We start from the raw sequence: 21,464 nt of genomic DNA, 5'->3' as shown, positions 1-21,464 counted from the left end.
TTGGGGTTTTTTGACGATGTCGCGTCGATATGGTTGGCTGCGCGAGTGCCTCGTGCTCGCTTTTGCGGCCCAGCTTGCCGCCTGCTCCTCGGTGCCGAGGATTCCGTACACGGCCGCCGAGGCGGCGGTGGCCGGCGTGCCAGGCATCCCCGGCGCGCGCGTGTTTTCCGACGCCTCGGTCGAGACCTTCACCGAGATGGCCGCAACCCCCCAGAACAAGCGCCAGGGCTTCAGCTATCTCGCCCTGTCCGGCGGCGGCGGGGACGGCGCCTACGGGGCCGGCGTGCTCAACGGCTGGTCGGCTTCGGGCACGCGGCCGGAATTCTCGCTGGTGTCGGGCGTCAGCACGGGATCGCTGATCGCGCCGTTCGCGTTCCTCGGCACCTCGTACGATTCCTATCTCACTGACATCTACACCAGCGGCATCGCCGGTACCCTGGTGCAGAGCCCGAGCGTGGTGAACGTGCTGTTCGGCTCCGGCCTGTTCGGCGACGGGCGCCTGCGCGACCTCGTCGGCCGCTACGTCAACGCCGACCTGCTCGCGGCCATCGCCGCCGAGCACGCCAAGGGCCGCCGCCTGCTGGTGGTGACGACGAACCTCGACAGCCAGCGCGCCACGATCTGGAACATGGGCGCCATCGCCGCGAGCGGCGCGCCGAACGCGGTCGACCTGTTCCGCGACGTGCTCACCGCGTCGGCGAGCATCCCGGCGGTGTTCCCGCCCCAGCTCATCGACGTGCAGGCCGACGGGCGCGCCTTCCAGGAGCTGCATGTCGACGGCTCCGTGGTCACGCCGGTCTTCACCCTGCCGCAGGCCCTGCTGCTCCGCGACAAGCGCCTGCAAACCGGGCAGCGGGGGCGGATCTACGTCATCATCAACGGCCGCCTGGAGCCGGAATTCGACGTGACGCAGAACAACACCCTGTCGATCGTCGGGCGCTCCTTCACCACCGCGAGCCGTGCGCGCAGCCGCCAGACGTTGGCCGCAACGTACGCCTTCGCCCGCGAGAACGGCATCGGCTTCAACCTCACCTACATCCCGGAGGACGGGCCTAAGCTCGCCACGCCGGACGGCTTCGACACCACCTACATGCGCAACCTCTACGAAGCCGGCTTCGAGCGCGCGAAGACCGGGCGCTTCTGGGAGAACACGGTGCCGGCCGCGCCCCTGACGAAGGCGATCGCCACCGCCGCCACACGGTAGGGCCGCGTCGCTCGCACTATTTGCTGCAGTGCGGTAGGGAGTGGGGAGCGCCTCCGCTCCCACCCCATGACCCCTATCATGCTGCAGATCGATGACCTGACCTTCAACATGTGGGGGCGGCGCTTCTTCACGAAGGCTAGCGTGGCGATCCCGCCCGGCGCCAAGGTCGGGATCGTCGGGCGCAACGGCGTCGGCAAGTCGACCCTGTTCAAGATCGTGCTGGGCGAGTTCCAGCCGGATTCTGGTACGGTGTTCCTGCCCAAGACCGCGCGCATCGGCGCCGTCGATCAGGAGCATCCGGCGACGCCGGTCAGCCTGATCGACACGATCCTCGCCGCCGACGTCGAGCGCGACGCCCTCTACGCCGAGCTCGAGACCGCCGAGCCCGAGCGCATGGGCGAGATCTACGGCCGGCTGATCGAGATCGATGCCGACCGGGCGCCGGCCCGCGCCGGCGAGATCCTGGCGGGCCTCGGCTTCTCGGTGGCCGACCTCGAGCGGCCCATGTCCGAGTTCTCCGGCGGCTGGCGCATGCGGGTCGCGCTGGCGGCGGCGTTGTTTACCGCCCCCGATGTGCTGCTGCTCGACGAGCCGACGAACTACCTCGACCTCGAAGGCGCGCTGTGGCTGGAGGCGCGGCTGAAGCGCTATCCGCATTCGGCGCTGATCATCAGCCACGACCGCGAGCTGCTGAACAACTCCGTCGATTCGATCCTGCACGTCGCCAACGGGCAACTCGAACTCTACGCCGGCGGCTACGACGACTTCGAGCGGCGCCGCGCCGAGAAGGCCCGGCTCCAGCTCTCGGCCAAGGCCAAGCAGGACGCCGAGCGCGCCCATCTTCAGAGCTTCATCGACCGCTTCAAGGCGAAGGCTTCGAAGGCGGCGCAGGCGCAGTCACGGGTCAAGCGCCTGGCCAAGCTCGAACCGATCGCGACGACGATCGAGGAGCACGTGGCGCCGTTCCACCTGCCGTCGCCGAAGCGCCCGCTGGCGCCGCCGCTGATGCATCTCACCGACGTCGAGGTCGGCTACGGCGACGACCCAGCGATCCTGCGCGACCTGAACCTGACCCTCGACATCGACGACCGCATTGGCCTGCTCGGCGTCAACGGTGCCGGCAAGTCGACCTTCGCCAAGATGGCCGCCGGCGCCCTCGACATCCGCTCGGGGCGGATGACACGCGAAGGCCGAGTGCAGGTCGGCTGGTTCCACCAGCACCAGATCGAGGCGATGGACCCAAAGGACACGCCGCTCGCGATCATCCGGCGCGAGCGCCCGGAGGACAGCGAATCGGCGCGCCGCGGCAAGCTCGCGAGCTTCGGCCTCGCCTACGAGAAGCAGGAGACCACGGTCGATTCGCTCTCGGGCGGCGAGCGGGCGCGGCTGCTGCTCAACCTCGTGGCGATGCGGGCGCCCCACCTCCTGATCCTCGACGAGCCGACCAACCACCTCGACATCGACAGCCGCCGGGCGCTGCTCGATGCGCTGAACGATTACGAGGGCGCGGTCATCCTCATCACCCACGACCGCTCGCTGATGGAGCTGGTCGCCGACCGCCTGTGGCTCGCGGCCGACAACACGGTGAGACCGTTTGCCGGTGACATGGACGAGTACGCCAAGTTCGTCCTCGATCGATCCCGCGCCGGCAAGAGCGCGCCGGGGCAGGGGCGCGAGAAGAAAGGTAAGAAGCGGGCGGCGTGACCGGCGCGCTTACAGGTCGTTAACGCCGGTCTGCAATAAAGGCGCTCCGTGCCCGCCGGCCCGCGGGGGGAGCCGCCGATCGATGAGTTTCGCTGCAAACGCCTATGCCCGCACCGCGCAGAGCGTGCTCAGCCCGCGCGAGGCTGAAGCCGCCGTGCTGATCAAGGCCGCGCGCCAGCTCGAATCGGTGCGCGACAACTGGAACGATGCCGGCGGCTCGCTGAACAAGGCTCTGAACTTCAATCAGAAGGTCTGGACGCTCCTCGCGACCGGCGCGACGGCTCCGGAGAACCCGCTGCCGTCCGAGGTCAAGGACAACATCGCCGGCCTTTCGGTGTTCGTGTTCCGGCGGATCGTCGACACCCTCGTCGAACCGAAGCCCGAGAACCTGACGGCGCTGATCAACATCAACCAGCAGGTCGCCGCGGGTCTGCGCACCTGATCGCCGAATAAGCTGCGCCTCCGCGACGGGGGCGCGGCGTCGGTCTGCACGACCGGTACGATGCGGTCGACGAGACCCGAGCTGTGCCGTGCGCGCGTGGATGGCCTTCGATCGCGCACCGCCGGATGCCGAAGGCCGTGCGACGGCCGACCACACCTGCCAAGTCATCTTGAATTGCGGACGGGAGCCGGAAGCGTCCGAAAAGACTTCCCGCCTTTGCCCGCTCTATAAAGAGCGCCTCAGTGGTTTGAAGGCGTGGCCATTTCAGGACGGTGTCGTGCCGTGAAGACGCCGACTGACCATCCGTTTTCCCCCGATCGTACCATTGCCTCGGTGTGAAACCGAAATTCAAGCCTTGAGCCGCTGCGCGAGCTCCAGCTCGTACTGGATCAGCTCCTTGCACCGCTTGAGCGCCCGGTAGAAGTCGGCGCTCGCGATATGCTCGTGCATGTCGTGGATGTACGGGGCCATGCTCGGGGCTGCCTTCATCAGTTCGGTGGCCTGGACGACGAAGGCGTCCTCGGCCTCAGGCGGGTTCGAGGCGAGGTACATCACGGTCAGCGTGAGGTAGAGCCGCTTGCAGGCCGTGTCGGCCTCGCTTTCCAGGATGATGTCGCTCTCGCGCAGGAACGGCGTCACCGTCTCGATGACGAAGCTGGAGCGGCGCGATCCGTTGCGGATCGCCGTTCCGCCGATCAGCAAACGCTCGAACGGCTTTAGCTCGATCTTGAGAGGCATGGATCACCCGGGTTTCGCTCGGGCGAGCTTTGCAGAATTCGGGTAAACGTTTCGTAAATCCATCCCACTTCTTCGTTGGGCAAGTCATTCATACGTATACGAAATTCGAGATAGCTGGATATACGGTGTTCGCGAGGAGAGATTCCTTCACCATCCGCATTAAGCCGATGGCAACGCGGACGTGGTTTCTGGCGGCAGCCTCCAAAATGGGAGGCGCACCGATCAGAATGGATCGAATCTCATGTCTTCAGGCATCACGCTTTCGTCTGCGACGCGTCAGAACCTCCTCGTCGCCCAGGATACCGCCAGCCTGCTGGCGACGACCCAGAACCGGCTGTCGACCGGCAAGAAGGTCAATTCGGCCCTCGACAACCCGACCTCGTTCTTCACCTCTCAGGGCCTCGACAGCCGCTCGAACGACCTCTCGAACCTGCTCGACTCGATCTCGAACGGCGTCCAGGTGATCCAGGCCGCCAACACCGGCCTCACCTCGCTGCAGAAGCTGGTCGACTCGGCGAAGTCGGTCGCTAACCAGGCGCTTCAGAGCACGATCGGTTACTCCACAAAGTCGAACGTCTCGACCACGATCACCGGCGCGACCGCTGCCGACCTCCGTGGCACGACCTCGTATGCAAACGCTCTGGCTTCAAGCAACGGGATCTTCAGTGGTGCTGCAGGCGGTACGACCGCTGCAACCGGATCGACGACGCTTGGTGGCACGCTCGCTGCGAAGGTCGGCACTGCAGCCACCGCGGGCGACGGCTCGGCGGCACTGACCCCCAGCATAACCCTGATCGCCTCCGGCGGCGCCACGGCCACGGGTCTTGCGGGGAACGCTCAGCCTGCCGATGGCGATACGCTCTCGGTGAACGGAAAGACCATCACCTTCCGCGCCGGCAGCGCGCCGACCGGCACATCGATCCCGGCCGGCTCGGGCACGAGCGGAAACGTCCTGACCGACGGTACCGGAAACTCGACTGTCTACCTCGGAACGACCACCACGCCCGCCGGTACGGTCGGCGACCTTCTGACGGCGGTCGATCTCGCGAGCGGCGTCAAAACCGCCGTCAACAGCACCGCCGGTGCCGCGACGATCACGACGAGCTCTGGCCAGACCGTTTCGAGCATCACGACTGGTGCCGTGACTCTGAACTCTTCGACCGGCTCCGACCTCAACGTCACCGGCAAAGCGGATCTCCTGAAGGCCCTGGGTGTATCCACGGCGACGGGTTCGAACCCGGCGACGGTGACGGCAACGCGTGCGACGGTTTCGACCTCGACCTCCAGCCTGATCCAGGACGGGTCGACCCTGAACGTGAATGGCAAGACCATCACGTTCAAGAACGCTCAGACCCCGGCGGCTGCGAACGTTGCATCCGGCTCGGGCGTGTCCGGCAACGTCGTGACCGACGGCAGTGGCAACTCGACCGTCTTCCTCCAGGCCGGCTCGATTGCCGACGTCCTGAAGGCCGTCGATTTCGCAACCGGCGCGCAGACCGCCACCATCGCTAGCGGCGCCGCCACGCCGGCTGCCGTCTCGGGCGTCGCTGCCTCCAGCATCTCGGGCGGCGTTCTCAAGCTCAGCACAGGAACCACTTCCGACCTCAGCATCACCGGCACAGGCAATGCGCTGTCCGCGCTCGGCCTGGCTGGCAATGCCGGGACCGACACCACCTTCACCGCATCCCGGTCATCGACGCCCGGTGGCTTGTCCGGCAAGACGCTGACCTTCGGATCGCTGAATAAGGGGACTGCCGTCAACGTCACCTTCGGCGACGGTACCAACGGCACGGTCAAGACGCTGGATCAGCTCAACACCCAGCTTAGCGCCAACAACCTGTCGGCGACGGTGGATGCGAGTGGCAAGCTGACGATCCAGACCACCAACGACCACGCGTCCTCGACCATCGGCAGCACCGCTGATGGTGGCGCAATCGGCGGCACCGCCGCGAGCGTTTTCTCGGCGGCCGCTGCACCGGTGGCTGACGCGAACTCCCAGGCCACCCGCTCTTCGCTCCTGAGCCAGTTCAACTCGATCCTCGACAACATCAAGACGACGGCTCAGGACTCGTCCTTCAACGGGGTCAACCTGCTGAACGGTGACACGCTGAAGCTGACCTTCAACGAGAAGGGCAGCTCGACGCTGAACCTTCAGGGCGTCCAGTTCGACGCCGCCGGCCTGGGTCTGTCGAAGCTTGGGCAGAACGGCGCCAACGAGTTCGAGGACAATTCGGCGACCAACAACGTGATCTCATCGCTGTCCACCGCCTCCTCTGCGCTGCGGGCCCAGGCTTCGACCTTCGGCTCCAACCTCTCGGTGGTGCAGAACCGTCAGAGCTTCAACAAGAGCATCATCAACGTGCTGCAGACCGGTTCGTCGAACCTCACCAGCGCCGACCTGAACGAGGAGGCTGCCAACTCCCAGGCCCTCTCGACCCGCAACTCGCTGACGATCTCGGCGCTGTCGCTGGCCAACCAGGCCCAGCAGAGCGTCCTGCAGCTCCTCCGCTAAGCGCCACGGCGGCCGCCCCGATCCGGGCGGCCGTCCTCTTCCCGACGGAACACCGTTGCGACTCTGGCTCCTGTGGCTTTCGGCTCCGGGGGCCATTTTCGTGGCCGCAAGGCGAATTTGGCTCCTCGGATCTGGGCTTGCGCCGACGGGTTGGGCGACGCAATCGGCAGGTGGAAACGAGAAAGGCCGGGCTCCTGGAGCCCGGCCTTTCTCGTTTCCGATCAGTGCGTTCGTCGTGTCCGGTTCGCGCCTCAGGCGGTGCGGTCGACGGGCCGCTCGGCCTGGGCTTTGGCCGCCGCGGCTTCCGCGTAGGCACGGCTCTTGAGGACCGCCGGATCAGGCAACTGGACGACGACGTTCCCGTAGCTCGAATCGATGACTTGGTAGACGATGCTTTTCGTGTCGGCGTCGACGGTCACCCGACGCTCGGTCTTCCCGGCCGGCGGTGTCTCGACCGGCTTCGGATTCTGGACAGCTGCGGGAGACCGGCCGTCGACGCGGATGTCGAGGCGGACTGCGGGATCGAGCGGAGGGCTGGGTGCCGCCCGCGGATCGTTCGCCGCCACCGCCGGGGCGGGGGAGGGCGGCGGAGTGGAGGCTATCGGACTCGGGCCGGATACGCGCATGGCACGCTCCTCATCACATTGCTGATGAGGTCCAGCAAAGGTCCGCCGCGTGAAGGAGACCTTAAGACTTGCGTCCCCTGCACCGTTGCCGTCCGCCAGGTTGAACGGACCGGCAACGATGTCGGAAGACTTTTAACGAACGGTCGAAGCGGACCGTTCGCCCATACTGCTACTCGGCGGCGTCGACGTAGAGCTTGCCGCCCTCGGCCAGGAACTCGCGGGACTTCTCCGCCATCCCGGCCTCGCGCTCGGCGCTCGTCAGGATCGGTGCGGTGTTCAGCACCTCGCCCGCAGCCTCCATCGCCAGCACCTCGGCGCGCAGGTCCTGCGTGATCTTCATCGAGCAGAACTTTGGCCCGCACATCGAGCAGAAATGCGCGACCTTGTGGGCGTCCTTGGGCAGGGTCTCGTCGTGGTAGGCGCGGGCCGTGTCCGGGTCGAGGCCCAGGTTGAACTGGTCCTCCCAGCGGAAGTCGAAGCGCGCCTTCGACAAGGCGTCGTCGCGCAGCTGCGCCGCCGGGTGGCCCTTGGCGAGGTCCGCGGCATGCGCGGCGATCTTGTAGGTGATCACCCCGGTCTTCACGTCGTCGCGGTTCGGCAGGCCGAGGTGCTCCTTCGGCGTGACGTAGCAGAGCATCGCGCAGCCGAACCAGCCGATCATCGCCGCGCCGATGCCGGAGGTGATGTGGTCGTAGCCCGGCGCGATGTCGGTGGTCAGCGGACCGAGGGTGTAGAACGGCGCCTCGCCGCACTCGGCGAGCTGCTTCTCCATGTTGACCTTGACCTTGTGCATCGGCACATGCCCTGGCCCTTCGATCATGGTCTGGCAGCCCTTGTTCCAGGCGATCTTGGTGAGCTCGCCCAGGGTCTCGAGCTCGGCGAACTGCGCCGCGTCGTTGGCGTCGGCGATCGAGCCGGGCCGCAGGCCGTCGCCTAGCGAGAACGAGACGTCGTAGGCGCGGCAGATGTCGCAGATCTCCTCGAAGCGCTCGTAGAGGAACGATTCGCGGTGCCCGGCCAGGCACCAGCGCGCCATGATCGAGCCGCCGCGCGAGACGATGCCGGTGACGCGCCGCGCGGTGAGCGGCACGTGGGCGAGGCGCACGCCCGCGTGAATGGTGAAGTAGTCGATGCCCTGCTCGGCCTGCTCGATGAGCGTGTCCTTGAACACCTCCCAGTCGAGCTTGAGCGGGTCGCCGCCGACCTTCTCCAGCGCCTGGTAGATCGGCACCGTGCCGATCGGGACCGGCGAGTTGCGGATGATCCACGAGCGGATGTTGTGGATGTTGCGGCCGGTCGAGAGGTCCATGACCGTGTCGGCGCCCCAGCGGATCGACCAGACCAGCTTCTCGACCTCTTCCGCCGCCGAGGAGGTCACGGCCGAGTTGCCGATGTTGGCGTTGATCTTCACCAGGAAGTTCCGGCCGATCGCCATCGGCTCCAGCTCGGTGTGGTTGATGTTGGCCGGGATGATCGCCCGGCCGCGCGCGACCTCGTTGCGCACGAATTCGGGGGTGATGAACGGCGGCACCGAGGCGCCGAAGCTCTCGCCGTCGGCGAGCGCGGCATGCGCTCGGTCTAGCATCTGCTCGCGGCAGAGGTTCTCGCGGTGGGCGACGTAGATCATCTCCTCGGTGACGATCCCGGCGCGGGCGAACTCGTACTGGGTCACCATCTGGCCGGGCTCCGCCTTGCGGATGGTCCGCTCGGCGGGGCAGGGGGCCACGAGCTTGTCGGCGGGCACGAACCCGTTGTCCTCGGGCTTGACGACGCGCGGCTGCACGGCGGCGTAGCCGCGCTTGGCGATCCAGGCGTCGCGCACCGGCGGCAGGCCCTTGGCGAGATCGATGCGGGCGTTGGTCTCGGTGTAGGGGCCGGACGGGTCGTAGACCCGCACCGCCGGCTCGTTCGGGTCGGTGAGCACGATCTCGCGGAACGGCACCCGGATGTCCTCCCGGCCGGCCACGCTCGCGTAGACCTTGTGCGAACCGGTGACCGGACCCGTGGTCACGGTCTCGGGGCTACCTTTGACGTCTTTGGACAGGACGGGTGCATTCATCGTCGGATCTCCCGGCATTGGGGCGATGCAGCGCGCCGCGACGGAGATGCGATGAAGCGGCGGGCGCCGGATGAGGCGCCGCAGGTTCCCGTCCCTCCGCCGGTACGAGCCGGATCAGGTTCAAGGGTCAGGACGTCGCGTCCACTCTCAGCCCCCGGTCGTGGGGCCCCCCTCGGAATGGTTCGAATCTCCGCGGGCCGCCGGACTTTGTCAATGCGCCGGCCGGATCAGGCGGAAACGGACGGATGCCGACGTCGTCTCGGATCGGTGTAGGGTCCCGCGGGAAACGCGACGGAGCCCCATGCGAATCCTGCTCGTCCTGGCGGCCGCCGCCCTCGGCCTGTTCGCGTTGATGCTCGGGGCGCTCGGCCTGTTCCAGCGCAGCCTGATCTATCCCGGCGCCTTCACCGCCGGCCCGCGGGCGCGGCTGCCTGTGCCGCCGGGCACGCAAGCCCTGTCCCTGCTCACCGCCGACGACGAGCGCCTGCACGCCCTGTGGCGCGCGCCGCGGCCGGGATGCGGCGTCGTGGTCAGCTTCCACGGCAACGGCTCGCGGCCCGAGCCTGCCGCGGCGCGGTTCTCCGCCCCTCCTTGGTCCACCGCCGGCTGGGGCGTGCTGGCGATCTCTTATCGCGGGTATCCGGGTTCGACCGGCGCGCCGAGCGAGGACGGGCTGATCGCCGACGGGCTCGCGGCGGTGGCCGAAGCCGTACGGCGCGCGCCCGGCGCCCCGATCCTGCTGCACGGCCATTCCCTCGGTGCGGCGGTCGCGGTCGCGGTGGCCGAGCGGGTGCCGCATCTCGGGCTCTACCTGGAGGCGCCCTTCGATTCGCTGCCCGGCATCGTCCGCCTCGCCTTCCCCTACGCGCCGACCTTCCTCCTCCGCGATACCTGGCGCTCCGACGCGCGCATCGCCCGGGCCGGCGGCCCGGTGCTGATCGTCCACGGCACCGAGGACGGCGTCGTCCCGGTGAAGCTCGGGCGCCGGCTTGCGACGGCGGCGGGGGAGGGCGCGCGCTTCGAGTCTGTGGCGGGCGACCACGTCTCGGTGCTCGGTACCCGAGACCGGCTGGCCGAGACGATGTTCGGCGATTCCCTTCGCGCAGCATGCCCGACGACCGCCGCAGCGACGCCGTGACGCCGCGCCCCGAATTTGCGCCGATCCCATATTCTGGAGGGCGCGGATGTGGAGGGAGACGGGGCTTTGGGGCGACGCGAACGGCGCTGGCGCGAGGATGAACCAGACCCGTGGGCCCGCAGCCCTGAACCGGTGATCTGCCCGCTCTGCGAGCGGCCGATCCCGCCGCGCGCCCGGTCGAGCCTGCACCACCTCGTGCCGAAGCTGAAGGGAGGCACCCACGGCATTACGGTCCGGCTGCATCAGGTTTGCCACTCGGCGATCCATGCCCGCCACAGCGAAGCCGAACTCGCACGCCGGCTCGCCGACGTGGCCGCGCTGCGGGCCGAACCGGAGATCGCCCGCTTCATCGCCTGGGTGCGGACCAAGCCCGATGACTTCCACGCCGCCACGCGGATGACGCGCGACCGCCGCGCGGCCAAGCGCAAGAGCTGACCACAGCAAGAGCTGACCAGCGCCGGATCTGGTCCCGCCCCGCAGGCGCCCTCGGTTTACCCCTCGTTCGCCATGTTGCGCGATGGCGCCAGCCGGCTCAGGCGGCCTTTACGGGTCTCGCTTCAGGGTTGCGTCCGCGCAACGTTCGGGAGGCGGCGATGTTTGGGGAGGCGGGCGCGGCTGTGCCGGCGGAGGCGCTGCGTCTCGCCTGGGTCGACGTCGCCAAGGGCATCTGCATCCTCCTCGTGGTGATGATGCATTCCACCCTGGGGACCGGGGCGGCGATGGAGGGCGAGGGGTTCCTCCACACGGTGGTGACTTTCGCCAAGCCGTTCCGCATCCCTGACTTCTTCCTGCTGTCGGGCCTGTTCCTCGGACGGGTGATCGATCGCCCGTGGCGCCTGTTCGCCGACCGGCGCGTGGTGCACTTCGCGTATTTCTACGGGCTCTGGGTCGTGATCCAGTCGCTGGCGAAATACCCGGCGATCGTCGGCGAGGCCGGCCCCGGCGCCTTCGCCACCCACCTCCTGAACGCACTGGTCGAGCCGTACTCGACCCTATGGTTCATCTACCTGCTCGCGGTGTTCTCGGTCGCGACCAAGATGCTGCGTCGCGTGCCGCCCGCGGTGCTGCTGGCCGGCGCCGCGCTGCTGCAGGTCGTGCCCATCGCCACCCCATCCTACCTCGCGGAGGAGTTCTGCGCCCGCTACGTCTACTTCCTGGCCGGGTACGTCTTCGCCGATCGCATCTTCGCCCTGGCCGACCGGGCGGCGGCGGCCCCGCGCATCGCCTGCACGTTCCTGCTACTCTGGGCGGGCATCGAGGCGTGGCTCGCCTTCACGCCGTCGAGCCTTCCCGGCTACCCGACCCTGGCCAGTCTGCCGGTGGTAGCCCTGATCGTAGGCGGAGCCGGCGCCCTCGCCATCGTCTCGGGCGCGGCGCTCCTGACGGCGGCCGGCGGGCCGGTCGCCACTTCCTTGCGCGCCTGCGGACGGCGCTCGATCGTGATCTATCTGGCGTTCTTCCTGCCGATGGCCGCGACGCGGACGCTGCTGGTCAAGGCCGGGCTGATCGCCGACGTCGGGCTCGCCAGCCTGACGGTGATGGCGGTCGCCGTGATCGTGCCGCTGGCGCTGGAGCGTGCGGTGCGCGGCACCGCGCTTCGCGTCCTGTTCGTCCGTCCGAAGGCGTTCCACATCGCGACCGCAGCGAACTCGCAGGCGCCGGCGCTTCAGGCGGCCTGATCTGCCCCGTCCGAGGCCATCGCAGCGTCCTCAGGCCTCAGCCTTCGAAACACACCCCCAGGCGGCGGCCCTCGCGCCGCACGACGCGGCAGCGCCGCGGCGGCTCGTAGGCGGTCACCTGCAGCGTGAACCGGTCCGGCACGACGACCTCGGGCGCAAGCTCGAGCTGAGCGCCGGTCGCCGACACGTCCCAGACGAGACATTCCTGCGCGTCCGCACCACTCTCGGCGAACAGGCTCGCGACCTGGAAGGCATCCTTGCGCGGGGTGTTGCGTCGATTGTCGCTCATGGCATCACCCGAGGATTGGAGGCGGAGCGCATCATGCGCGCCGAGGCTTAGCAAATGCCCCAAGCGGCCGAGCGCAGACCGTCGGCGCGCCACCGCGGATCCCGGGAGAATCCTGCCGGCCCAAACCCAAGTGCCTGATCCTCAACGACTTCTGAAAATCGGCGGTTAACATCCCTTAAACCCGCCGCATTTACCGTGCGGAACCGGGCCTCCGACGATCGCCGCGCGCAGCCTTCGCGTCGCGCGTGCCCACGGGGCCTCAGGACAGACGGGACGCATGGCGAACGGACGCGGACGGGACGGCCGGGGCGAACCGAACTTCGACGTGCCCGAAGGGCGCGGCGCAGGTCGGGGCGGCGCGGACCTGCGCCTGTCGCGGGACGATCGCCCGGGAGGCGGCGTGGCGAGCAGAGTTCGGGACGGCGAGGACAAGGGCAGCCGCCGGGCGAAGCCCGCAGCAAAAAGCGGCGCGCGCCGCAGCGGGGGCAAGAAGGTCCGCAGGCGATCCCTGCTCGGGCGCCTCGTCTACGCCGGGTGGGTGCTCGGCCTATGGGCGGTGGTCGGCATCGCCGGCCTCATCGCCTACCACGCCTCGCAGCTGCCGCCGATCGACCAGCTCGCGGTGCCCAAGCGCCCGCCGAACATCGCCATCCTGGCATCCGACGGCTCGCTGCTCGCCAACCGCGGCGAGACCGGCGGCCGCGTCGTCGGCATCAAGGAGCTGCCGACCTACCTTCCGCGCGCCTTCGTGGCGATCGAGGACAGGCGCTTCTATAGTCATTTCGGCGTCGACCCGGTCGGCATCCTGCGCGCCATCGGCCAGAACCTGACGCGCCGCGGCGTCGCCCAGGGCGGCTCGACGCTGACGCAGCAGCTCGCCAAGAACCTGTTCCTCACCCCCGAGCGCTCGGCCTCGCGAAAGATCCAGGAGGCGATCCTCGCCCTCTGGCTGGAGCACAAGTACACCAAGGACGAGCTGCTCGAGCTCTATCTGAACCGGGTCTATTTCGGAGCCGGCGCCTACGGCGTCGAGGCGGCGGCGCAGCGCTACTTCGGCAAGCCGGCCAAGAACGTCAGCGTCGCGGAAGCCGCGATGCTCGGCGGCCTCGTCCAGGCCCCCTCGCGGCTGGCGCCGAACCGCAACCTGCCGGCAGCCCAGGCGCGCGCCGCCCAGGTCGTCGCGGCGATGCAGGAGCTCGGCTTCATCACCGCCCAGGACGCCAAGGTCGCGCTCGCCCAGCCGGCGCGCCCGGCGAGCAGCCGCGGCGGCGGCTCGGCGAACTACGTCGCCGACCTGGTGATGGACGTGCTCGACGACTTCGTCGGCACGATCGAGGGCGACATCGTCGTCCAGACCACGATCGACACCACCCTGCAGGCGACCGCCGAGAAGGCGCTCGTCGACGAGCTCAACGCCAAGGGCGGGCGCTACAACGTCGGCCAGGGCGCGCTCGTCTCGATGCGGCCGGACGGCGCGATCCGCGCGCTGATCGGCGGGCGCGACTACGCGCAGAGCCAGTTCAACCGCGCCACCACGGCCAAGCGCCAGCCGGGCTCCTCGTTCAAGCCGTTCGTCTACCTCGCCGCGGTCGAGCGCGGGGCGACGCCGGACACGGTCAAGGAGGACGCGCCGATCAAGATCGGCAACTGGCAGCCCGAGAACTATTCGCACCAGTACGAGGGACCGGTCACCCTGCGCACCGCGCTCGCCCTGTCGCTCAACACGGTCGCCGTGCGCCTCGGCCAGGAGGTCGGAGCCAAGGCGGTGGTGCAGACGGCGCAGCGGCTCGGCATCACCTCGCCGCTGCAGGCCAACGGCTCGATCGCGCTCGGCACCTCGGAGGTGACGCCGCTGGAGATGGTCGGGGCCTACGGTGCCTTCGCCAACGGCGGCACGGGGGTGATCCCCTACGTCGTCGCCGGGGTGAAGGGCGTCGACGGCAAGGTCCTGTACAAGCGCGGCGAAGGCGGCCTCGGTCGCGTCATCGATCCGAACGCCGTCGGCATGATGAACGCGATGATGCACGAGACCTTCGTGATCGGCACCGCCAAGAAGGGCGACATCCCCGGCTGGGATCTGGCCGGCAAGACCGGCACCAGCCAGGATTTCCGCGATGCCTGGTTCATCGGCTATTCCGGCAGCCTGGTCACCGGGATCTGGCTCGGCAACGACGACGGCGAGCCGACCAAGAAGGCGTCCGGCGGCAACCTGCCGGTGGAGATCTGGAAGACCTACATGAGCGTCGCCCTGAAGGGTCAGACGCCGGTGCCGCTGCCCGGCCTCAACCGCTGGCGCAAGGCGCCCGAGACGACGGCCTCGGTGGCGAGCGCGCCGAACCCGGGCAACATCCTCGGGCAGATCTTCGGCGAGCCGCCCGCACCCGCCCCGGCACCCCGGGCCACAGCCGCGCGGCGTCCGGCGGCCCGCGACGCGGACGACCGGAACTTCATCGAGAAGCTGTTCGGCCTCGGCGATTGATCGTCGGTGTAGGCCTCGGAAAGGCCTCGCCGGCATCGCTTGCAACGTCAGAGGGGTGCGCCGGACTTGCGATTGACGAAGCGTTCAGCATGTTGATCAGTCTTTCTACTACAGATTGGGCGCGTTAGGCTAAAATACTTCTCTCGCTTGCATCATCGTCGTGAGGCTTCGAGTTTGGGTCCGCGGTCGATGTCTGCCAAATCGATGTTTGCCAGCAAGGCGAAGCTTTCCAGGTCGGTGCTCGCCGACCTGGCGTCCGCCGCGACGGCGCCCCTGCGGAAGGACCGTGCCTCCCTGTTGATCGCCCGGTTCGGCATCGGCGTCACCGCCTGCCTCGCGATCCTCGGCGCCTACCTGATCTACGACCTGCGCGACGGCGCGTGGCGGCGCGCCGAGACGAACGCACAGAACCTGCTCGGCATGATCGAGGAGGCCGTGTCCCGCAACGTCGTGATGTACGACCTGTCGCTCCAGGCCGCCGCCGTCCGCGCCACCCAGCCGAACCTGATCGAGCTGCCGCCCGACCTGCGGCGCGAGGTGCTGTTCGACAACGCCGCCTCGGCGGCGGGCCTCGGCGTCATCGCCCTGGTCGACTCCTCCGGCCAGGTCCAGATCACCTCGGACCCGGAGACCACGAGCCGCCACTCGGTCGCCGACCTGCCCGAGTTCCAGCGCCTGAAGGCCGACCCGCAGGCCGGGCTGGTGATCACCGGCCCGCGGACGTCGCGCATCTCGGGCCGGTCGATCATGGGCCTGAGCCGGCCGATCGTGAAGGCGGACGGCACGTTCGGGGGGATGGTGAGTGGGGCGATCCACCTGTCGTACTTCCAGTCGCAGTTCGCACGGCTGCGGATCGATCCGGGCGCCCACATCAACGTCTTCCACCAGGACGGGACGCTGATGCTGCGGCATCCCTACGGGGCAGGCTACGTCGGGCGCAACGTCGCGGACGGGCCGGCCTTCCTGCGGCACCGCGAGGAGCGGCGCGGGATGTTCGTCGGCACCTCCACGCTCGACGGCAAGGACCGCCTCTACGCCTTCGCCAACCTCGAAGGCCTGCCGCTCGTCGTCAACGTCTCGACCGGCGTCGACAGCATCCGCGCCGTCTGGCTTTCGAAGGCGCTTTGGATCGCGGCGCTGATCCTGGGCCTGATCTGCGTCACCCTGGGCTCGATGCTGGTGCTCCACCGGGAGATGACCCAGCGCACGGTGGCGGAGGATTCCGCGCGCACCGCCAACGCCGAGCTGTCGCGCCTCGCGCTCACCGACAGCCTCACCGGCCTGCCCAACCGCCGCCGCTACGACGCGGCCCTCGACGAAGCCTGGCAGCGCGCCGTGCGCCATCGGGAGCCGATCGCGCTGCTGCTGCTCGACGCCGACCACTTCAAGCGGTTCAACGACCATTTCGGCCATCACCGCGGCGACGCGGTCCTCCAGGCCCTGGCCGCGTGCGTGCTGCAGCGCCTGGCCGGCCTCGACGCGGTCGCCTGCCGGATCGGCGGCGAGGAGTTCGCGGTGATCCTGTCCGGCCTGCCCGACGACGCGGTGCGCGCGCTCGCCGACCGCATCCGCCGCGCGGTGGTCGGGCTTCAGATCGCGCACGCCACCGATGTCGGCGGCGTCGCCACGATCAGCGTCGGCCTCGCCTGCCGGGTGCCGGGACCGGGCGACGACGCGGCGGCCCTGTTCGCCGACGCCGACGCCGCGCTCTACGCGGCCAAGCGCGCCGGCCGCAACCGCGTCCGCGCGGCGGCCCACGCTGCGCCGGCCGAGCCGGTCGCCCTGACCGCCTGAGGCGCGCCCGCCGACCGGAGCGAGGGCCGGATCGGCAACGCACATCCACCTACCAATTCACTTCCACCTACCAATTCAAAGCCACTCACCAATTCCATTGCACTTATCGAGGCACTTGCACCGACCCCGCGGCGTCCCCTCACCAGGCGACCTGGAACCGCCCGATGAACACGTCGGTGTCGATCGCGCGGCCGCCCTGGAGGGCGGAGGGCGCGGCCCGCGACCGGACGTAGTCGGCCATGATCCGCACGTTGCGGTCCGGGTACCAGTTCACCCCGACGCTCACGTCGCGCTCGATGCCGCCGCGGATCGCGCCGTCGTCGAGGTCGATCGCGCTCACGCGGGCGGCGAGCTCGAACACGCCGATGCCGCCGCGGCTCACCCGCGCCTCCTCGCCGACCTTCACCGCCTCGAAGATCGCGTAGGTCGTGCCGTAGTTCGGCGTCACGGCGTAGGCGCGGCCCTGGCCGTTGAGCACGTAGCTGGCCTCGACGTAGCCGCCCTGGAACGAGACCGACCGGGCGCCGTCGAAGCGCGACACCTCGGTGCGGATGTACTCGGCCTGGATCAGCAGGCGTCCGGTGCGGTAGGCGGCCTCGAGGCCGAGCCGGCCGACGCTCGCCGCGTCGCGGATGTCGCCGGTGTTCACGAAGGGCCGCGCGAACAGGAACGCCTCCGAGCGGCTCGACAGGGCGAGCGGCGACTCGTCCCGCGGCAGGCTGCGGAAGCTTCCGGCGATGCCGAGATGGAGCACCGCGTCGTCGGTGTGGATCGGCGCGAAGGTCGCGCGCGTGGTCGAGGCGACGCCCTCGCTGCGGATGCCGGTGTTGGCGTTGCCGCCGAAGACGCTGGTGACCACGGTCCAGTCCTGACCGGACCGGCCGATCGCGAAGCCGAAGTTGCGGGCCGGCGCGAATGCGTCGGCGAGCGAGCGTTCGGTGAAGACGGTGTTGTTGTCGCTGGTCAGCTGGTCGAGGCTGAAGGGCTCCTTCATGTTGCCGACCGTGAGGATCATGCCGGGGATGCCCTTCCAGGCGATCGCCGCATCGTTGATCGGCCGCATCGGGTCGGCGAAATCGTACTGGAACGCGAGCTCGATGGTCTTGCCGAGGGTCAGGTAGCTCTCGATCCAGGAGCGCCGGACGCCCACGTTGTCGGAGAATGGCTCGGGGAACCCGGTCTGGCGGATGCCGGCCGCCCCGAAATCGAGCTGCAGCTTGCCGCCGATCCGAAGCTTGGCCGCGTCGTCGGGAAAGCGCAGCGTGATGCCCTTGTCGTCGACGGTCAGCGTCTCGCCGTAGGGGCCGGCAAGCGGCGACCCTTCGGCGGCGCCGGCAGGCGCCGCGCATCCGAGCAAGGTCGATCCGAGCAAGGTCGATCCGAGCAAGGCGGCGCGCGGGCCTAACCGCAGGATCGAACGGTCCGCCATCGCAACCTCCGCGGGCGCCGAACCAGGACCCGGGGCAAGGGATAGCGCGAAATCGCTGACGATATCGCGACACGCGGGCAACGGTCGCGCGGGTTTCACAGCATGGGAAGCGTCCGCGGACGCGGGCCGCGGGGAAACTGCGCCTCGATCATCGCGATCTCGGCCGCGTTGAGGTGGAGGGAGGCCGCGCCGGCATTCTCGACCGCCCGGGAGGCGCGGCCGGTCTTCGGGATGGTGAAGGTGTTCTCCATCCGCGTCAGGAACGCCAAAGCCACCGCGTAGGGCGTCGCGCCGTGCGCCTCGGCGATGCCGGCCAGCACGCGGCCGCCGGGGCTGGCGGGGTTCGGGAAGTCGCCGCTGCCGAAGGGTGAGTAGCCGACCAGCGCGACGCCGTTCTTGGCGCACCACGGCAGCACCGCGTGCTCGATCGCACGCTCGCCGAGATGGTACAGCACCTGGTTGCAGGCGATGCGGTAGGGGCCGGCGATGCGCAGCGCCCGGTCGAGGTCCTCGACGTCGAAGTTGCTCAGGCCCCAGGACAGGATCTTGCCCGCCTGCCGCAGGTCCTCGAAGCCGGCGATGGTCTCCTCCAGCGGGTGGTGGCCCGGCCAGTGCAGCAGGTAGGCGTCGAGGCGGTCGGTCCCGAGGCGCCGCAGCGACTGCTCGCAGGCGCGCGCCACCCCGCGGCGCGTGGCGTTGCCCGGCACCACCTTGGAGACGAGGAAGATTTCTTCCCGCGCGCCCCGGATCGCCTCGCCGACGATGGCCTCGCCGTCGCCGTACATCTCCGCGGTGTCGATATGGGTCATGCCGGCGTCGATGCCCGCGCGCAGGGCGGCGACGGCCGCCTCGCGGGCGGCGGCGTCGATCCGCCAGGTGCCCTGGCCGACCACCGAAACGTTGAGGCCCGTCGCGCCGAAAGGTCTGGCGTGCATCACGTGGATCCTGTCTCCAAAAGGCGCACCGTGCGCCCGGGAAGAGGCGCGCCGTGCGCCCCGAAGGTCCGGTCTCGTGGGCGCGGCCGCTCCATCGCCGGAACGGATGGCGCCTGCGCCTTAATCGCGCCATCATGGGACGTTGAGCAATGGCCCGGCACCAAGTCCGGACCTAGACTTTGGTCGATGCCCCGTTCCTGTGGCGGGGCGCCGTCCAGCCCGCTTCGTTCCGCACCGGGTCGAGAACGCTTCAGGATCGGTTTCGTGCACGCTGCCTGTCCGCCTCACGCCTCGTTCCTCGCCCAGGCGGACCACTGAATGCTCCCGCAGCATCGCTGGTTCTGGGCTCTCATCGTCGTCGCATCCGGCGGGGCGGGCCTCCTCTACAACCTGCTGTTCGTCGGCGGCACCTCGCTCGCGGCCGGCACGATCTACGGCCTCGCCGTCGGCGTGACGGTGCTGGCCTTCGACCGGGGCCTGATCCTCTCCGGCCTGCAGACGCGCCTGCGCCGCCTGCCGGCGATGCTGTACGTGCCCTCTGCCGAACTGCTCTACGTGCTGATGATCGCGCTCGGCTGCGCGCTCGGCGGCTCGGTGGTCTGGGCGCTCGGCCTCACCGACGACACGCTGTCCTCCGCGGTGCGGATCACCCCGCGGGTGCTGGCCTATTCGCTCGCGGTCTCGGCGCTCCTCGTCTTCGTCGTGCGGATGCGCGACCTCATCGGCGGCGAGGTGTTCGTGAACTTCCTCGTCGGGCGCTATCACAAGCCGGTGCGCGAGGAGCGGATCTTCCTGTTCCTCGACGTGGTCGGCTCCACCGCCTTCGCCGAGACGCACGGCGACCTGCGGGCGCAGGAATATCTCGGCGCGATCTTCGCCACGCTGGCCGAGCCGGTGCGGCGCAATGCCGGCTCCACCGACGACTACATCGGCGACCTCGCCATGATCACCTGGCCGATGGCCCGCGGCCTCAAGGACGCGCGCTGCGTCGCCTGCGTCTTCGACGTGCTCGACCGGATCGAGGCGGACGCCGCCGCCTGGACCACGCGGTTCGGCACCGTGCCGCGCCTGCGCGCGGCCCTGCACGGCGGCTCGGTGGTGACGGCGGAAGTCGGCGTCGATCGGCACAAGATCGCCTATTTCGGCGACGCGGTGAACGTCACCTCGCGGATCGAGGCCCTGTGCCGGCCGCTGGGCGTGAACATGCTGATCTCGCAGGACCTGCTCGACCGCCTCGACGCCTTGCCGGCGGGCATCGCGGCGCGGTCGCTCGGGGCGCACGCCCTGCGCGGGCGCGGCCAGCCGCTCTCCGTCGCGACCCTGGAGCGGGCCGCCCCCGAGATGCCGCAGCCTATCGAGACGGAGCGCCCGGCGCTTCGGATCGCGCGATGAGCGCACCCTGGCTCACCGGCCTGCGGATGGCGCTGCGCTTCGGCCTGCCGCTTCTGGGCATCCTCGTGGTCGGCCGCGCCATCGTCCTGTCGATCGGCGGCGAGATTTCGAGGGCGCAGTTCGCGCTCGGCGTGCTGCTGATGGCGGCCGGGTTCTCCGCCCGCCTCGTGCCGAAGCCGCGGACGCCGAAAGCGGCTGCGGGGAAACGTTCGTCGTGACCGGCCCGATCGCGATCTACGTCGACGCCGACGCCTGCCCGGTGAAGGACGAGACCTACCGCGTCGCCGCCCGCTACGGGCTGCACGTCTACGTCGTGGCCAACAGCTTCCTGAACGTGCCGCGCGAACCCTGGATCGAGCGCGTCGTCGTCGGCGACGCGATGGATGCGGCCGACGACTGGATCGCCGAGCGGGCTGGGCCGGGCAGCGTCGTCGTCACGGCCGACGTGCCGCTGGCCAGCCGCTGCGTGAAGGCGGGCGCGACGGTGATCGGCCCGAACGGCAAGCCGTTCTCGGAATCGGCGATCGGCATGGCGCTCGCCACGCGCAACCTGATGCAGGACCTGCGCGAGGCCGGCACGATCACCGGCGGGCCGCGCCCGTTCTCGGCGCGCGACCGCTCGGCGTTCCTCGGCGCCCTCGACCGAGCGGTGAACCGCATCCGGCGCGGCACCGCCTGATCCGGGACCCAGCACCATAAAGGGGCCGCGTCGGCGGCTCGACATGTACGGCGCAAGGGTTTCGACGCTTCGCGACGTCCCGAGCTGGGTCCCAGATCGCATTCCGCTGACGCCTCACCCGTCCGGGAAAACGGGCGCCGTACTCACCGAGCCGATCAACCGAAAATCCGATGATCCGGCGTGTTTCAGGCCGAGGCGATCGCCTTGAGGGCGTCGTTGATGCGGTCCTGCCAGCCCGGGCCGTCCTTCTGGAAGTGCGCCAGCACGGCGCTGTCGATGCGCAACGTCACCGACTCGCGCGCACCCGGGGCGGCCTGTGGCTGGCGCGGTGCCGGCGCCGCCGCCGCGGGCGCCGGGGCCGGGGC

At 69.3% G+C, this 21,464-nt stretch carries 19 protein-coding genes and 1 riboswitch; of the genes, 12 read left to right on the top strand and 7 right to left on the bottom strand.

What is annotated here, in order from left to right; genetic code table 11:
* Window positions 1-16: 16 nt before the first annotated feature.
* From FV234_RS20120 to flaF, 3 genes are all read left to right on the top strand, one after another.
* Entirely contained in the window at window positions 17-1,204 is a 1,188-nt protein-coding gene (locus FV234_RS20120; RefSeq protein ID WP_147813199.1) for a patatin-like phospholipase family protein, read from the top strand.
* A gap of 78 nt (window positions 1,205-1,282) precedes the next feature.
* Window positions 1,283-2,908 carry an ABC-F family ATP-binding cassette domain-containing protein gene (locus FV234_RS20115; RefSeq protein ID WP_147813197.1) on the top strand — a complete coding sequence of 542 codons (1,626 nt, stop codon included), beginning with the start codon at window positions 1,283-1,285 and terminating at the stop codon, window positions 2,906-2,908.
* Between the two features lie 82 nt (window positions 2,909-2,990).
* Window positions 2,991-3,350 (top strand): flagellar biosynthesis regulator FlaF, encoded by a 360-nt coding sequence (gene flaF / locus FV234_RS20110; protein ID WP_147751609.1) that lies wholly within the window; start codon window positions 2,991-2,993, stop codon window positions 3,348-3,350.
* A 348-nt stretch (window positions 3,351-3,698) separates the two neighbouring features.
* Here the strand turns inward: flaF and FV234_RS20105 are convergent, their stop codons facing one another.
* Window positions 3,699-4,088, bottom strand: a complete 390-nt coding sequence (locus FV234_RS20105) for a flagellar biosynthesis repressor FlbT (RefSeq protein WP_147751610.1) — start codon at window positions 4,086-4,088, stop codon at window positions 3,699-3,701.
* 241 nt (window positions 4,089-4,329) lie between these two features.
* On the opposite strand from FV234_RS20105, the gene FV234_RS20100 reads away from it, so the two are divergent.
* Window positions 4,330-6,600, top strand: coding sequence for a DUF1522 domain-containing protein (locus FV234_RS20100; protein WP_147763853.1), 2,271 nt, complete (start codon window positions 4,330-4,332; stop codon window positions 6,598-6,600).
* 251 nt (window positions 6,601-6,851) lie between these two features.
* Here FV234_RS20100 and FV234_RS20095 read toward each other — a convergent pair whose 3' ends face one another.
* Both FV234_RS20095 and thiC read right to left on the bottom strand, forming a co-directional pair.
* Window positions 6,852-7,226, bottom strand: coding sequence for a hypothetical protein (locus FV234_RS20095; RefSeq protein WP_147761450.1), 375 nt, complete (start codon window positions 7,224-7,226; stop codon window positions 6,852-6,854).
* Between the two features lie 169 nt (window positions 7,227-7,395).
* Window positions 7,396-9,285: a phosphomethylpyrimidine synthase ThiC gene (thiC, locus tag FV234_RS20090; RefSeq protein ID WP_147831252.1), complete on the bottom strand. Its 1,890-nt coding sequence runs from the start codon at window positions 9,283-9,285 to the stop codon at window positions 7,396-7,398.
* Between the two features lie 74 nt (window positions 9,286-9,359).
* Window positions 9,360-9,468, bottom strand: a riboswitch (TPP riboswitch).
* 118 nt (window positions 9,469-9,586) lie between these two features.
* On the opposite strand from thiC, the gene FV234_RS20085 reads away from it, so the two are divergent.
* From FV234_RS20085 to FV234_RS20075, 3 genes are all read left to right on the top strand, one after another.
* Complete coding sequence (locus tag FV234_RS20085; protein ID WP_147831250.1) at window positions 9,587-10,423, top strand: alpha/beta hydrolase; 837 nt, start codon at window positions 9,587-9,589, stop codon at window positions 10,421-10,423.
* Window positions 10,424-10,489: 66 nt separating this feature from the next.
* Window positions 10,490-10,858 carry an HNH endonuclease gene (locus FV234_RS20080; protein WP_147761447.1) on the top strand — a complete coding sequence of 123 codons (369 nt, stop codon included), beginning with the start codon at window positions 10,490-10,492 and terminating at the stop codon, window positions 10,856-10,858.
* A 158-nt stretch (window positions 10,859-11,016) separates the two neighbouring features.
* A complete protein-coding gene (locus tag FV234_RS20075; protein WP_147761446.1) occupies window positions 11,017-12,102 on the top strand; it encodes an acyltransferase family protein in 1,086 nt (361 codons plus the stop codon).
* 37 nt (window positions 12,103-12,139) lie between these two features.
* Here the strand turns inward: FV234_RS20075 and FV234_RS20070 are convergent, their stop codons facing one another.
* On the bottom strand, window positions 12,140-12,391 hold the full coding sequence (locus tag FV234_RS20070) for a PilZ domain-containing protein (protein WP_147761445.1): 252 nt from the start codon (window positions 12,389-12,391) through the stop codon (window positions 12,140-12,142).
* Window positions 12,392-12,668: 277 nt separating this feature from the next.
* Here FV234_RS20070 and FV234_RS20065 point away from each other — a divergent pair, with 277 nt between their 5' ends.
* Together FV234_RS20065 and FV234_RS20060 are read left to right on the top strand one after the other, a co-directional pair.
* Window positions 12,669-14,870 (top strand): transglycosylase domain-containing protein, encoded by a 2,202-nt coding sequence (locus tag FV234_RS20065; protein ID WP_147751617.1) that lies wholly within the window; start codon window positions 12,669-12,671, stop codon window positions 14,868-14,870.
* Between the two features lie 189 nt (window positions 14,871-15,059).
* Entirely contained in the window at window positions 15,060-16,664 is a 1,605-nt protein-coding gene (locus FV234_RS20060) for a sensor domain-containing diguanylate cyclase (RefSeq protein ID WP_238270713.1), read from the top strand.
* Window positions 16,665-16,803: 139 nt separating this feature from the next.
* Here the strand turns inward: FV234_RS20060 and FV234_RS20055 are convergent, their stop codons facing one another.
* Both FV234_RS20055 and FV234_RS20050 read right to left on the bottom strand, forming a co-directional pair.
* The gene (locus tag FV234_RS20055; RefSeq protein WP_147831248.1) at window positions 16,804-18,093 is read right to left on the bottom strand and encodes a porin; all 1,290 of its coding nucleotides are present in this window, start codon (window positions 18,091-18,093) and stop codon (window positions 16,804-16,806) included.
* Window positions 18,094-18,188: 95 nt separating this feature from the next.
* Complete coding sequence (locus tag FV234_RS20050) at window positions 18,189-19,028, bottom strand: aldo/keto reductase (RefSeq protein ID WP_147761444.1); 840 nt, start codon at window positions 19,026-19,028, stop codon at window positions 18,189-18,191.
* 318 nt (window positions 19,029-19,346) lie between these two features.
* On the opposite strand from FV234_RS20050, the gene FV234_RS20045 reads away from it, so the two are divergent.
* Genes FV234_RS20045 through FV234_RS20035 form a run of 3 tightly spaced genes read left to right on the top strand, consistent with a single transcriptional unit; the run spans window position 19,347 to window position 21,099 of the window.
* On the top strand, window positions 19,347-20,420 hold the full coding sequence (locus FV234_RS20045; protein ID WP_147754415.1) for an adenylate/guanylate cyclase domain-containing protein: 1,074 nt from the start codon (window positions 19,347-19,349) through the stop codon (window positions 20,418-20,420).
* Window positions 20,417-20,638 carry a hypothetical protein gene (locus FV234_RS20040; RefSeq protein ID WP_147754414.1) on the top strand — a complete coding sequence of 74 codons (222 nt, stop codon included), beginning with the start codon at window positions 20,417-20,419 and terminating at the stop codon, window positions 20,636-20,638. The genes FV234_RS20045 and FV234_RS20040 overlap by 4 nt, the downstream gene beginning before the upstream one ends.
* Window positions 20,635-21,099: a YaiI/YqxD family protein gene (locus FV234_RS20035; RefSeq protein ID WP_147761443.1), complete on the top strand. Its 465-nt coding sequence runs from the start codon at window positions 20,635-20,637 to the stop codon at window positions 21,097-21,099. Before FV234_RS20040 ends, FV234_RS20035 begins: the two co-directional genes overlap by 4 nt.
* 185 nt (window positions 21,100-21,284) lie before the next feature.
* Here the strand turns inward: FV234_RS20035 and FV234_RS20030 are convergent.
* Window positions 21,285-21,464 (bottom strand): BrnA antitoxin family protein (locus FV234_RS20030; RefSeq protein WP_187273742.1); only part of this gene is annotated, 180 nt, incomplete at its 5' end.

The organism is Methylobacterium sp. WL8, from assembly GCF_008040045.1.
Classification (GTDB): domain Bacteria; phylum Pseudomonadota; class Alphaproteobacteria; order Rhizobiales; family Beijerinckiaceae; genus Methylobacterium; species Methylobacterium cerastii.
This window is presented reverse-complemented; position numbering and strand designations above follow the sequence as displayed.

Bases quoted from the DNA above. Each gene is read 5' to 3' on its own strand.
- FV234_RS20120 (WP_147813199.1), top strand. From the start codon at position 17: ATGTCGCGTCGATATGGTTGGCTGCGCGAGTGCCTCGTGCTCGCTTTT.
- FV234_RS20115 (WP_147813197.1), top strand. From the start codon at position 1,283: ATGCTGCAGATCGATGACCTGACCTTCAACATGTGGGGGCGGCGCTTC.
- flaF (WP_147751609.1), top strand. From the start codon at position 2,991: ATGAGTTTCGCTGCAAACGCCTATGCCCGCACCGCGCAGAGCGTGCTC.
- FV234_RS20105 (WP_147751610.1), bottom strand. From the start codon at position 4,088: ATGCCTCTCAAGATCGAGCTAAAGCCGTTCGAGCGTTTGCTGATCGGC.
- FV234_RS20100 (WP_147763853.1), top strand. From the start codon at position 4,330: ATGTCTTCAGGCATCACGCTTTCGTCTGCGACGCGTCAGAACCTCCTC.
- FV234_RS20095 (WP_147761450.1), bottom strand. From the start codon at position 7,226: ATGCGCGTATCCGGCCCGAGTCCGATAGCCTCCACTCCGCCGCCCTCC.
- thiC (WP_147831252.1), bottom strand. From the start codon at position 9,285: ATGAATGCACCCGTCCTGTCCAAAGACGTCAAAGGTAGCCCCGAGACC.
- FV234_RS20085 (WP_147831250.1), top strand. From the start codon at position 9,587: ATGCGAATCCTGCTCGTCCTGGCGGCCGCCGCCCTCGGCCTGTTCGCG.
- FV234_RS20075 (WP_147761446.1), top strand. From the start codon at position 11,017: ATGTTTGGGGAGGCGGGCGCGGCTGTGCCGGCGGAGGCGCTGCGTCTC.
- FV234_RS20070 (WP_147761445.1), bottom strand. From the start codon at position 12,391: ATGAGCGACAATCGACGCAACACCCCGCGCAAGGATGCCTTCCAGGTC.
- FV234_RS20065 (WP_147751617.1), top strand. From the start codon at position 12,669: ATGGCGAACGGACGCGGACGGGACGGCCGGGGCGAACCGAACTTCGAC.
- FV234_RS20060 (WP_238270713.1), top strand. From the start codon at position 15,060: ATGTCTGCCAAATCGATGTTTGCCAGCAAGGCGAAGCTTTCCAGGTCG.
- FV234_RS20055 (WP_147831248.1), bottom strand. From the start codon at position 18,093: ATGGCGGACCGTTCGATCCTGCGGTTAGGCCCGCGCGCCGCCTTGCTC.
- FV234_RS20050 (WP_147761444.1), bottom strand. From the start codon at position 19,028: ATGCACGCCAGACCTTTCGGCGCGACGGGCCTCAACGTTTCGGTGGTC.
- FV234_RS20045 (WP_147754415.1), top strand. From the start codon at position 19,347: ATGCTCCCGCAGCATCGCTGGTTCTGGGCTCTCATCGTCGTCGCATCC.
- FV234_RS20040 (WP_147754414.1), top strand. From the start codon at position 20,417: ATGAGCGCACCCTGGCTCACCGGCCTGCGGATGGCGCTGCGCTTCGGC.